The sequence below is a fragment of the Lacicoccus qingdaonensis genome (assembly GCF_900101075.1).
In the GTDB taxonomy this organism is placed as follows: domain Bacteria; phylum Bacillota; class Bacilli; order Staphylococcales; family Salinicoccaceae; genus Lacicoccus; species Lacicoccus qingdaonensis.
The window spans coordinates 113,890-126,038 of record NZ_FNFY01000002.1; the positions used below are offsets into that span (position 1 = coordinate 113,890).

Here is a 12,149-nt window from a genome sequence, read left to right on the forward strand (position 1 = left end):
GGTTATAGTATATTCATCGTTGTATGCGCTTACAGTATACGTCAAATATATTCTAATTGAATCTAAATTTTCTGTCAACTTATCCCCCTCTCATTTCAGCGGTTTTGCCTCAATTAAATAAAGCGCTCCAAGCACGTACCTTTTGACCTCCACTATTTTAAGATCGGAACTTTCTGCGAGTGCCTCAATATCTCTGTTCTGATGGCAGCCGATCGCACTCATCGTCAGCGGATCGACTGCCTTCTGCACTGTCTGGAGCACTTTATTTTTAACGAGACCATGCTCAAACAATAATATTCTGCCACCCTCTTTGCACCACAGATTGAATTTGTTCAACAATTCCACAGGATGATTGTATGAGCAGAAACTTAATGAAGAAACGATCGTATCAAATGAATCATCCTCGAATTCTGCATCTTCTGCGTCTACCCGGATGAAGTCGGCTGGAAATGGATATTTTACCGCCTCTTTTTCCGCTTCCGCAATCATCGGTTCACTGAAATCCACTGCGGTCAGTTTTTCCACTTCATTAAAATACGGGAAATTCAAGCCGGTTCCGACCCCGACTTCCAGTACATCTCCTGAAGCCTTATGGAATAATCTGCTGCGGTATTTAGAAAATTTATCGTTATCCCGCATCCGTACATATACATCCACCTGTCTGTCGAACTTTTTTATATGATCCTCAGTCTTCATCTCCACACCTCCCCTGAAAGTATATTTCATAAAATAAAAAGACAGACTCATCAACAGAGTCTGTCATTTAGCATGATATCTTTTGCCAATCTCTTCTATTAAAATTTGGTTGACCATTTTAGGGTTGGCCTGGCCTTTGGATTTTTTCATGATCTGTCCGACTAAAAATCCGATTGCGCGGTCTTTACCGTTTTTATAGTCTTCGACAGACTGCGGATTATCGTCCAGCACTTCAGTGACCATTTCAGTCAGTACTGCAGGGTCGGAAATCTGTTCCATACCCAGGTCTTTGACGACCTTTTTAGCATCTCCGCCATTTTTAACCAGTTCAGTGAATACTTTTTTCGCCTGCTTGCTCGAGATGGTGCCGTCTTCGATCAGAGCAATCATATCTGTCAGATTTTTCGGCGTCAATTCGACATCTGCAAGTTCAACCTGGTTTTTATTCAAATACTCATTGACGTTGCCCATCACCCAGTTCGATGCAAGCTTCGCATCCGCACCGTGGCTTTCAACCATTTCATTAAAGAAGTCTGAAGTTTCTTTTCGTAAAGTTAAGATTTCTGCATCGTATTCAGGCAGTTTATAATCTTCGATATACTTCTTTTTCAGTGCATCCGGCAATAAAGGAATCGTCTTTCTGATACGTTCTTTCCACTCATCATCGATATGAATGTCGACAAGATCCGGTTCCGGGAAATAACGGTAGTCATCCGAACCTTCTTTGACACGCATCAAAATCGTTTCGCCTGTCTTTTCATCGTAACGGCGTGTTTCCTGTTCGATTTCTCCGCCTTTGAGCAGGATTTTTTCCTGACGGACCTGTTCATGCTCAAGGCCGCGTCTTACGAAGTTGAATGAGTTCAGGTTTTTAAGCTCTGCCTTCGTACCGAACGCTTCCTGGCCGTAAGGACGGAGTGAAATGTTGGCATCACATCTGAGTGAACCTTCTTCCATCTTCACATCGGATACACCCGTATACTGGATGATCGCCTTCAGTTTTTCCAGATATTTATATGCCTCTTCAGGCGTGCGGATATCCGGTTCTGATACGATTTCGACGAGCGGTGTGCCCTGTCTGTTCAGATCCACAAGTGAATAGTCGTCCTTATGTGTGGACTTACCCGCATCTTCCTCCAGGTGAAGTCTTGTAATGCCGATCCTTCTCGTTTCACCGTCCACCTCGATATCGATATGGCCGTTCTGCCCGATCGGATCATCCATCTGTGAAATCTGGTATGCTGTCGGGTTATCCGGGTAGAAATAGTTTTTACGGTCGAAGTTGGTCACATCTGCGATGTCCATATTCAGCGCCATCGCGGCTTTCATTGCATAATTGATCGCTTCTTTGTTCGGTACAGGTAATGTTCCAGGGTACCCTAAATCTACGACACTCAGACTTGAATTGGGTTCCTGGCCGTAATGAGCCGGTGCATCTGAAAACATTTTGCTTGCCGTCTTCAATTCAACGTGGACTTCAAGTCCGATAACTGTTTCAAAATGCATTTATCTCAGCTCCTTTTGTACTTCTTTTAATTCTTCGTGAAGGTTATATTTTTCTTCAAATTTATATGCTGCGTTGTAAACTTTGGATTCTTCGAAGTGGTTGCCGATGATCTGTAAGCCGATCGGTCTCTTCTTTTCACTCAGTCCGCACGGAATCGAGATTGACGGCATGCCTGTCAGGTTTGCCGGAATCGTTAAAATATCCTCTTTGTACATTCTTAATTTATCGTCGATTTTTTCTCCGATATCATATGCAGCACTTGTCGTTGTCGGTCCGATGACCAGATCATAGTCCTCGAAAGTCTTCAGCATATCCGCTTCAAGCTTGCTGCGCAGTTTCTGTGCGCGGATGTAGTACTGGTCATAGTGGCCGGCACTGAGTACAAAAGTGCCGAGCAGAATACGGCGCTTGACTTCCTCGCCAAACCCTTCAGCTCGTGTTTTTCTGTAAAGTTCTTCAAGTGTTTCTGTACCTTCTGCCCTGTAGCCGTAACGGATACCGTCAAAGCGTGCCAGGTTTGAGCTCGCTTCACTTGAGGCGATCAGGTAGTATGCAGAAACGACATATTTAATATGAGGGAATGAAACCCGGTCGACAGTCGCACCCATTTCTTCAAATGTTTTAATTGCTTTCTCAACAGCATCAGTCACTTCCTGATCGATGCCTTCGCCGAGGAATTCTTCCGGTACGGCAATCTTCTTGCCTGAAAGATCTGCATCGATGCCTTCTAAGAAGTCCTGGTCCACGTTTGGCATGCTCGTTGCATCCCTGTGGTTTGTACCTGATATGATATTTAAAATTTTCGCGTTGTCACGGACATTTCTCGTGATCGGTCCGATCTGATCCAGACTGGAAGCGAATGCAACCAGGCCGTAACGTGATACACGGCCGTATGTCGGTTTCATACCGACCACGCCGCAGAATGCCGACGGCTGTCTGACAGATCCGCCTGTATCGGAGCCGAGTGAGTAAGGTACAAGGCCTGCAGCCACCGCAGCAGCCGAACCGCCCGATGAACCGCCCGGTACAGCGTCCGTATCCCAAGGGTTGCGTACATTTTTGAAGTACGACGTCTCGTTCGAACCGCCCATGGCAAACTCATCCATATTGTTCTTACCCATCAATACCGATGACGCTCCGTTCAGTTTCTCCATTACAGTCGCATCGTATATCGGATGGAAATCTTCCAGCATGCGGCTCGCGCATGTTGTCAGCACATCTTTGGTGATGATGTTGTCCTTGATGCCCATCGGCACGCCGAATAACGCGCCATCCATTTTATCCTGTGCCTGAAGTTCATCCAGTTCTTTTGCCTGCTTCAGCGCATTCTCTTTATTTATAAACAGGAAAGAGCCCAGAGTGTCGTCGATCTTTTCAATGTCTTCGAATAAAGCACCGACCACTTCCGAAGGCTTCAGTTCTTTTTGTGCGATTTTTTCATATAGTTCTTCTACTGTCAGTTCATAAATATTCACGGTCTGCCTCCTTACAGCATTTTAGGGACTTTAAACTGTCCGTCTTCTGTGGATTTTGAATTGCTTAAAGCCTCATCCTGAGAAAGGGGCTCATTTGCTACATCCTCACGCATCACATTCTTAAGATCCAGCGCGTGGAACATCGGTTCTGTTTCGGATAATTGCAGCTCATCAAGCTGTTTTGCGTAATCAACGATTTTATCCAGTTCATTGGTGAATTCCTGTGCTTTTTCTTCATTTTGAATATCGATTCTTGCAAGGTTTGCAACGTGTTTCACAACATCTGTAGTAATTTCAGACATATTAACCCTCCAGTTTTTATAACAACATTTAAATTTTATCAAATATCATCATAAAAATCTAATCTATATCAGTATAATCCGTATTTGAGGCTAATTTTTTCATTATTCACTTTATTGGAAAAACGACTTGTATATTACAGACAAATATTGTAAACTTATTTGTGTATGTTTACACACGCTTTAACCCTTATCTTATCAAGGGTTGTCTCAATTTGGTTTCACTGCACAGTAAAATCGTTTGTTGCATTACTTAATTTGTTTATGTATTGTACTTAACAGGAGGCGAGGAAATGATTTTAAATTCAATGAATGGTTTTAGTTTTACTGCAGGATGGATCGAGATGGTAATGATCGCGCTCTATTTTGCACTTTTAATTGGAATAGGTGTTTATGCCTATAAAAAATCCACATCCAGTCTTGATGAATACACACTGGGTGGCAGAGATATCGGACCGTGGGTAACAGCGTTATCCGCAGGTGCTTCGGATATGTCCGGATGGATGTTGATGGGGCTGCCGGGAGATATGTATAGTGTTGGTTTATCCAGTGCCTGGATCGGAATCGGTTTGACATTGGGTGCTTACGTAAACTACATAGTACTTGCACCAAGACTACGCGTATACTCCGAAGTATCCGAAAACTCCATTACAATACCGGACTTTTTGGAAAATCGTTTTAAAGATAATAACCACATACTTAAAATCGTTGCCGGTATTGTCATCGTCATATTTTTCGCAGTCTATACTGCGAGCGGAATGGTATCCGGCGGTAAATTGGCAGAGAACGCATTCAACATGCCTTACCACTGGGGATTATTCATCACGGCGGCAATTGTAATATTCTACACATTTGTCGGCGGATATCTGGCAGTGAGTCTGACCGACCTTTTCCAGGGGACGATAATGATCATCGCGATTGTATTGATACCAATCGTTACGTGGTTCTACCTGACAGGCAACGGTGTTGAGCCGTTCGTCCAGATTGAAGAGATCGGGGCATTGAACGACATTGACTACTTATCACTGATCAGCGGGGTTGGATTCGTCACCATAATCAGTAACCTGGCATGGTTCTTCGGTTACTTCGGCCAGCCGCATATCATCGTTCGTTTCATGTCCATCAAAACGCACAAGCTTCTGCCGAAAGCACGCCGCATCGGTATCAGCTGGATGGCTATCGGCCTGGTCGGTGTATCACTGACTGGTCTGCTCGGTATCGCATTCATCGATGAGACTCAGCATGCCGTAGAAGACCCGGAAACAATCCTGATTCTTATGAGCCAGGTACTCTTCCACCCGATCATCGGCGGTTTCTTCTTAGCAGCGATTCTTTCTGCCATCATGAGTACAATCTCATCCCAGCTTCTTGTAACATCAAGTTCACTGGTACAGGATTTCTATAAACTCGTAAGAAAGAAAATGATTTCAAAAGAGACGAAATCCAAAGAACAGCTGGATAAGATGTATGTAATGGCAAGCCGTATTTCAGTCATTCTCGTTTCAATCGTTGCAATCATCATTGCATGGGACGACGAATCAGTCATTCTGAACATCGTTGCCAACGCATGGGCAGGCTTCGGTGCCGCATTCGGACCTGTACTCGTTCTTGCACTTCACTGGAAAGGCATGAACAGAAACGGTGCAGTCGCAGCAATCGTTACAGGTGCTGCCACAGTCATCATCTGGATTGCAGCAGGTACATTCGGTACAGGATTGTACGAAATGATCCCTGGTGTCATCCTTTCAACTATCGCCGGTATCGTAGTGAGTAAGATGTCTACTCCACCTGCAGAAGTTACTGAAGCAATGACAACAGAATTCGAAGAGACAGAACGCATTCTTAAAGCAAACTAAAATCTTAAGGATTTTGTGAGAGTACCCGCTCGATTGAGCGGGTACTTTTTTTTTTTGCCGCTGGTGATTGGCGAGAGTCCTCAGCGTGGCTCCCGACATCGTTTCTGTGCCATGTCGGGGGAACGCCTCGTGCCGTCGTCGTTTCACTACCATGGCACGAGCCATACGCCTGATCAGTATCCAGGCACCGAAAATACCCGCCGGGCGCATGGCCGGCGGGCGTCTTTAAGCAGTTTATTCGTAAATATGGGTATTGATCTGGTCGTTTTCATCTTTTGTAATGAGTGAGTATGTTTCATTCTTATCCTCGATCGACACTTCGACCCTGGAGCCGGAGAAGTGTTCTCCCATCAGGCCTTCGACGTATTGTGTGATGCCGATGATTTCTCCCTGGCTGGTATATTGGACGGGAATCTCAATCGTCAGGGATTTCATTGAACCGTCAATGAATCTGCCGTAGCCGATGGATGTCGTGAAGTTGTCAAAATATGAGGACAGGTTTCTATTGAACACCTGATAGTCACTGTTGACCTGTTCACTGATTTCCGCGCCTTCTGATGACGGGAAGAGGACGTATTCTTCCTCCACTTCCGTAAATGAGGATAATTCATCCTCGCCGCCTTCTGCAACGGCATATGATGTAAAGTTTCCGGGAGTGATTGATGTGTCCGTCGACTGGATGAAGATGCCGAATGTGATCGTCTGATCGCTGTACTGCTCGTTCGCTCTCAGTCTTTCAAGTATTTCATTCGCCATCTGCCTGCCCTGTCTTTCGACTTCATCCCGATCCAGGCTTACGGAATATGTCGTCCCGTATTCTTCCCGCTGATAATAGTGGACGCTGTTCATCGCGAGCCCGATCGTGATGCCGTCGAGCGTCGTATTCCCTTCTTCATCCTGGATGAGATAGTTCTGCTCAAGAATGTGGGAAAGGTAGAGCGGCGCCTCTTCGGCAATCTCTTCCGGGTCCGTCAGGCCTTCAGTCGACGGGTTGAGCCCAAGGTTGCTGAAGGCATTGCTCTCTTCAAGCTCATCTTCCGACATCTCTTCGATTTCTTCACGGGTATACTCCCTTTCGAGAAATCCTCTGACCATGTCTTCGGTGAATATCTGGCCTTCCCGGAAGACATACTCATCTGTCGGGAAGACGTTCCTGCTTATATCAAACAGCCCTTTTTCAAATGCTTCGATATTATAGCTTGAAACCATATTGCTGCTCGTCAACCCTCTTGAAGGTGAAATTTCATATGGTATCACCGTCTGATAATAGCCGTTTTCACCATTGCTGTCCGTCACCGTCTCCTCGCGTTCCGCAGCAGGGACTCTCGTCACATTTTCCTCTTCATCTGTCGTCTGGTCACTCATCTGCTCCACGTCCGATCCACAGGCAGCGAACACAAAAACCATGAATATCAATAGTGATTTAAATTTCATAATGATTACTCCATATTTTCAATAAATTCATTCTCATTCCATATTGTAACATCTAAGGATTGCGCTTTCTCCAGTTTACTGCCCGCATCCTCGCCGGCAACGACGACATCCGTGTTTTTGGACACACTGCCCGTCACTTTCCCTCCGGCATTTTCAATCATGGCTTTCGCCTCGTTCCGTGTCAGCTGCTCAAGCTTCCCGGTCAGAACGAATGTCATCCCTTCAAACGTCGTCGTTTCAGGCACGACGACTTCCTCGGTCATATTCACGCCATGACTTTTCAGCTTCTCGATCAGTTCCTGGAAGTCCGGATTATGTGTATAGGTGACGATGGATTTCGCTATCTTTTCACCGATTTCAGGTATTTGAATAAAGTCCTCTTCTTCCTTTGAAATGATCGTATCGATGTCCTTGAACTCCTCGGCGATGAGGGCAGATGCTTTGGCGCCGAGGAAACGGATACCGAGCCCGATCAGCACTTTGCCGAGGCCTCTTTCTTTCGATGCCTCGATCGCGCCCAGCAGGTTGGTGACTTTTTTGTCACCCATGCGTTCCAGTTCAATCAGGTCGTCATATTTAAGATCATACAGATCACTGATGTCTTTGATCAGTTCCGCATCATACAGCTGTCTGACGACTTTTTCGCCGAGGCCGTCGATATTCATCGCACCGCGTGATACGAAGTAGATGATGCCCTCGACAAGCTGAGCCGGGCAGCCCGGGTTGATGCAGCGGATTGCGACTTCCTCGTCCAGCTTGACGGTCTCATGACCGCAGCTCGGACATGTCGTCGGGGCGTTGTAGACCTGCTGGTCCGTCCTCGCATCCATGATTACGCTGACGACTTCGGGGATGATGTCCCCCGCTTTCCTGATGATGACTTTGTCGTTGATGCGTATATCTTTCTCTTCTATCATTTCATGGTTGTGGAGTGAAGCCCTTGCGACTGTTGTGCCGTCGACTTTCACCGGCGTCAGCAGTGCAGTCGGTGTAATGACGCCTGTCCTTCCGACAGTCAGCTCGATATCTTCAATTTCAGTGACGACTTCCTCCGCCGGAAACTTGTAGGCAACCGCCCATCTCGGCGAACGGACCGTATACCCCAGCTGCTCCTGTGTTTCCAGGTCATTCACTTTGATGACGATGCCATCGATATCGTAGTCGAGCTCTGCACGATGCGTCGTCCAGTGGTCGATGTAGTCGATCACTTCATCGATGCTGCCGACTTTTCTGCGCTCTTTATTCGTCTTGAAACCGAGGTCGTCCAGTGCACGGAGCGCCTCGTCCTGGGTGCCGGCGTCAAGGCCGGTGAAATTGTTGACGCTGTACAAAAAGATCGACAGGTGGCGTTCCGCTGCCAGTCTGGAGTTCAGCTGCCTGAGAGAACCTGCGGCAGCATTACGCGGGTTTTGAAACAGCGCCTCGCCTTTTTCAGTGCGCGCCTCGTTCAGACGCTGGAACGAGTGCTTCGGCATATACGCCTCGCCGCGCACTTCGAAAGACATCGGTTCTTTTAGCGTCAGAGGAATCGCACGGATCGTCCTTAAGTTCGTCGTAATGTTTTCTCCGACCGTGCCGTCGCCGCGGGTCGCCCCCTGGACGAACACGCCGTCCACATATTTAAGGGAGACCGCGAGACCGTCGATTTTCAGCTCACAGACATATTCCACTTCACCGGCGTTGTCCCTGACACGCTTGTCGAACGCACGCAGTTCCTCTTCGTTGAACGCATTGCCGAGACTCAGCATCGGCGTATCATGGGCCACTTTTACAAAGCGGTCGAGAATTTCCCCGCCGACTCTGACCGTCGGCGATGTATCGCTCTTATATTCCGGATATTCTGCTTCAAGTTCAATCAGTTCACGGAGTAGTTTATCAAATTCACTGTCCGGAACAGTCGGCGCATCCAGCACATGATATTCGTAATTATAGCGATTCAGCCGCTCCTGCAATGATTTTATTTTCTCTTCCATGAATCATCTACTCCTTTTTCTCTAACGGTGCAAAGTTGGCAAGCAGACGCTTCGGCCCTTCTTTGGTGAATATGATGTCGAGTTCTTTCGAATCGCCCTCGCCCTTGATATTGGAAATGATGCCGTCTCCGAATTTCTTGTGGGCGACTTTGTCACCGACTTTGAAAGTCACGCCGCTGTTATCCGTAAGGACCGTCGGCGTTCTACGATGCGTCCGTCCGCCGCGTTTCGCAAATGGATTCTGCGCTTTCTTCGAATCGATTTCCACCACTCCACCGTCGATCAGTTCAGTCGGAATCTCCTTTAAAAACCGGCTTTCGACATTGCTTTCGATTTTACCGTAGATCATGCGCGAATCCGCCCTTGAGAGTATCAGCTGATCTTCGGCGCGTGTCAGCGCCACATACATCAGACGCCTCTCCTCTTCCAGCTCATCTTCGTCGAACATCACCCGCTGTGACGGGAAAATGCCCTCTTCCAGACCGACGACGAATATCACTTTGAATTCCAGACCTTTTGAGGCGTGCATCGTCATCAGAGTGACCCCCGAGTCCGCTTCTACGCTGTCCTGGTCGGAGACGAGCGCCATGTCGCTTAAAAAGTTGAATAAAAGTTCATCCGACACGTCGTTATCGTTGTCGAATTCCCGTGTGACCGTCTTGAACTCCTCCAGGTTTTCAATACGGCTCCTCGACTCCAGCGTATCCTCTTTTTCAAGCACGCTGATGTACCCTGTATCTTCGAGCACTTCATCCACCAGTTCCGTGACGGACAGAAACTTCGATTTTTTGCGCAGATTTTCAATCATGTCTTCAAGCTTCATCAGAGTGACGATCGCACCTTTTGGAATGCCGATGAAGTCCGCTTCCTTGATGGCGTCGTACATGCTCAGTTCATTGACGCTGCCGTAGTTGAGCAGTTTTTCAACCGTCTTCAGACCGATGCCCCGCTTCGGTGTGTTGATGATGCGTTCAAAGCTGATGTCGTCATGCGGATTCTGGATGACTTTCAAATAGCTCATCAGGTCCTTTATTTCCATGCGGCTGTAGAACTTCATGCCGCCGATCATCTTATAGGGAACGCTCCCTTTGACGAATGCATCCTCGACTGCACGCGACTGTGAGTTCGCACGGTACAGGACAGCCATGTCGCTGTATGAATACTTGCTTGAAAGATCCATGACATGCCTCAGGATCTCCTGGCCTTCCGCGCGTTCTGAATCCGCCAGGATGGTCTTTATTTTCTTACCGCCCTGACGTACGGTGCGCAGGTCCTTCGGTTTTCTTGATGTATTGTTGCCGATGACCGCGTTTGCTGCATCCAGTATCGTCTTCGTCGAGCGGTAGTTCTGTTCAAGGAAGATCACTTTCGCATCCGGATAATCGTCTTCGAAATTCAGGATGTTTTCGATATTCGCACCGCGGAATTTATAGATCGACTGGTCGGAGTCGCCCACGACACAGATGTTGCGGTACTTCTGGGACAGCAGACTGACCAGTTCATACTGCGCCTGGTTCGTATCCTGGTACTCGTCCACATGGATATACTGGAATCGGTTCTGGTAGTATTCGAGCACCTGCGGCTCTTTTTTGAACAGTTCGATCGTCAGCATGATGAGATCGTCAAAATCAAGCGAGCTGTTGCGGTAAAGGATTTCCTGGTAATCTTTGTAGATCTCACTGTACAGGCCGTCGGAAAAGCCCACAGATTCAGACATGGCTTCCGCCGGATCGATCAGCTGGTTTTTCTTATCCGATATGTAGGACAGTATCTTTCTCGGATGGTGCTGTTTCGTATCCAGGTTCCTGTTTTTCAAAATGCTTTTGACGACCGAGTTCTGGTCGGTCGGGTCCAGGATGGAAAAGCTGTTTTCATATCCCAGATGGCTGATATCACGGCGCAGTATTCTGACACACATCGAGTGGAATGTCGAAATCCATATTTTGTGGGCATCGTCTGCGTTCGGAATGAGTGCATGCACCCGGTCCTTCATTTCCCTTGCCGCTTTATTAGTGAATGTGATGGCCAGCACATTGTACGGCGGCACCCCTTTTTCTGCGAGCAGATAGGCGATGCGGTGTGTCAGTACGCGTGTCTTCCCGCTGCCCGCACCCGCCATGATAAGAAGCGGCCCTTCCGTATGCTGGATTGCTTCTTTTTGTTCTTTATTCATCAATGATAAATCCATTTTTAAAAACTCCATTTTATTTAATGATTGTACGAAGCGCCCTTTTAACGTCTTCATGAATGATGTTGCCGACGACTATCGTATCGGCATACTGTGACATCTCCTTTGCCTGTTCCTTTGATGAGATGCCGCCGCCGTATATGACATGCGTGTTATCCGTATGCTGACTCACGATATCCATCATCTCCGGATCGCCGTACATACCACTGTACTCTATATACACATACTCCGCTTTGTACAGCTTATCTATCATGTCTATATAGTGCGGCAGTTCGTCTGCTGTGACCGGCTTCGCCTCAGCCTTTTCAAATGCTTTCGAGTCTTCATTCATAATGATGTAAGGCAGCATTGAAATGTCCTCATAGTCTATCAGGTGGCTGTACTCCCGAAGCGCTTCCAGCATCAGGCCGTGCTGCCATCTGATATTTGAAGTATTGAAGACGCTCGGAATAAAGTAATGATCGAACCCGGGCATGACCGCATCCTTGTTGGTCACTTCGAGAGCGACGGATTTTGAAAACCGCCTGACTCTGGATAATGCATTCAAAACATTATCCTCGGTCACGTTATCCGTACCGCCGACCAGAATCATATCCGTGTCGGATTCTGCAATCTTTTCCAGGTCTTCATCCGTTATTTCCTTCGCGGGGTCCAATTTGAATATATGCTTTGCATCTTTTAACATATTAAAAACTCCCAATAAATTTCATAAAAATATTAT

9 protein-coding genes are annotated in these 12,149 nt (G+C 47.1%); 1 reads left to right on the forward strand and 8 read right to left on the reverse strand.

Annotation, left to right across the window (positions count from 1 at the left end; all coding sequences use genetic code 11):
- Window positions 1-90: 90 nt before the first annotated feature.
- The 4 genes from BLR15_RS02035 to gatC form a co-directional block, all read right to left on the reverse strand.
- The gene (locus tag BLR15_RS02035; protein WP_176754027.1) at window positions 91-696 is read right to left on the reverse strand and encodes a class I SAM-dependent methyltransferase; all 606 of its coding nucleotides are present in this window, start codon (window positions 694-696) and stop codon (window positions 91-93) included.
- Window positions 697-759: 63 nt separating this feature from the next.
- Complete coding sequence (gatB, locus tag BLR15_RS02040; RefSeq protein ID WP_092984175.1) at window positions 760-2,202, reverse strand: Asp-tRNA(Asn)/Glu-tRNA(Gln) amidotransferase subunit GatB; 1,443 nt, start codon at window positions 2,200-2,202, stop codon at window positions 760-762.
- Entirely contained in the window at window positions 2,203-3,678 is a 1,476-nt protein-coding gene (gene gatA, locus BLR15_RS02045; protein ID WP_092984177.1) for an Asp-tRNA(Asn)/Glu-tRNA(Gln) amidotransferase subunit GatA, read from the reverse strand. It lies immediately after the preceding gene.
- Between the two features lie 11 nt (window positions 3,679-3,689).
- Window positions 3,690-3,980, reverse strand: a complete 291-nt coding sequence (gene gatC, locus BLR15_RS02050; RefSeq protein WP_092984179.1) for an Asp-tRNA(Asn)/Glu-tRNA(Gln) amidotransferase subunit GatC — start codon at window positions 3,978-3,980, stop codon at window positions 3,690-3,692.
- A gap of 290 nt (window positions 3,981-4,270) precedes the next feature.
- On the opposite strand from gatC, the gene putP reads away from it, so the two are divergent.
- A complete protein-coding gene (putP, locus tag BLR15_RS02055; RefSeq protein ID WP_092984181.1) occupies window positions 4,271-5,833 on the forward strand; it encodes a sodium/proline symporter PutP in 1,563 nt (520 codons plus the stop codon).
- Window positions 5,834-6,067: 234 nt separating this feature from the next.
- Here putP and BLR15_RS02060 read toward each other — a convergent pair whose 3' ends face one another.
- The 4 genes from BLR15_RS02060 to pcrB are packed head-to-tail and all read right to left on the reverse strand — an operon-like array spanning window position 6,068 to window position 12,113.
- On the reverse strand, window positions 6,068-7,267 hold the full coding sequence (locus tag BLR15_RS02060; protein WP_092984183.1) for a CamS family sex pheromone protein: 1,200 nt from the start codon (window positions 7,265-7,267) through the stop codon (window positions 6,068-6,070).
- A gap of 5 nt (window positions 7,268-7,272) precedes the next feature.
- Window positions 7,273-9,240: an NAD-dependent DNA ligase LigA gene (ligA, locus tag BLR15_RS02065; protein WP_092984185.1), complete on the reverse strand. Its 1,968-nt coding sequence runs from the start codon at window positions 9,238-9,240 to the stop codon at window positions 7,273-7,275.
- A 7-nt stretch (window positions 9,241-9,247) separates the two neighbouring features.
- Entirely contained in the window at window positions 9,248-11,443 is a 2,196-nt protein-coding gene (gene pcrA, locus BLR15_RS02070; RefSeq protein ID WP_245696502.1) for a DNA helicase PcrA, read from the reverse strand.
- A gap of 1 nt (window position 11,444) precedes the next feature.
- Window positions 11,445-12,113: a heptaprenylglyceryl phosphate synthase gene (pcrB, locus tag BLR15_RS02075; RefSeq protein WP_092984187.1), complete on the reverse strand. Its 669-nt coding sequence runs from the start codon at window positions 12,111-12,113 to the stop codon at window positions 11,445-11,447.
- Window positions 12,114-12,149 lie beyond the last annotated feature (36 nt).

Bases quoted from the DNA above. Each gene is read 5' to 3' on its own strand.
- gatC (WP_092984179.1), bottom strand. From the start codon at position 3,980: ATGTCTGAAATTACTACAGATGTTGTGAAACACGTTGCAAACCTTGCA.
- putP (WP_092984181.1), top strand. From the start codon at position 4,271: ATGATTTTAAATTCAATGAATGGTTTTAGTTTTACTGCAGGATGGATC.
- pcrB (WP_092984187.1), bottom strand. From the start codon at position 12,113: ATGTTAAAAGATGCAAAGCATATATTCAAATTGGACCCCGCGAAGGAA.
- gatB (WP_092984175.1), bottom strand. From the start codon at position 2,202: ATGCATTTTGAAACAGTTATCGGACTTGAAGTCCACGTTGAATTGAAG.
- ligA (WP_092984185.1), bottom strand. From the start codon at position 9,240: ATGGAAGAGAAAATAAAATCATTGCAGGAGCGGCTGAATCGCTATAAT.
- BLR15_RS02060 (WP_092984183.1), bottom strand. From the start codon at position 7,267: ATGAAATTTAAATCACTATTGATATTCATGGTTTTTGTGTTCGCTGCC.
- pcrA (WP_245696502.1), bottom strand. From the start codon at position 11,443: ATGGAGTTTTTAAAAATGGATTTATCATTGATGAATAAAGAACAAAAA.
- BLR15_RS02035 (WP_176754027.1), bottom strand. From the start codon at position 696: ATGAAGACTGAGGATCATATAAAAAAGTTCGACAGACAGGTGGATGTA.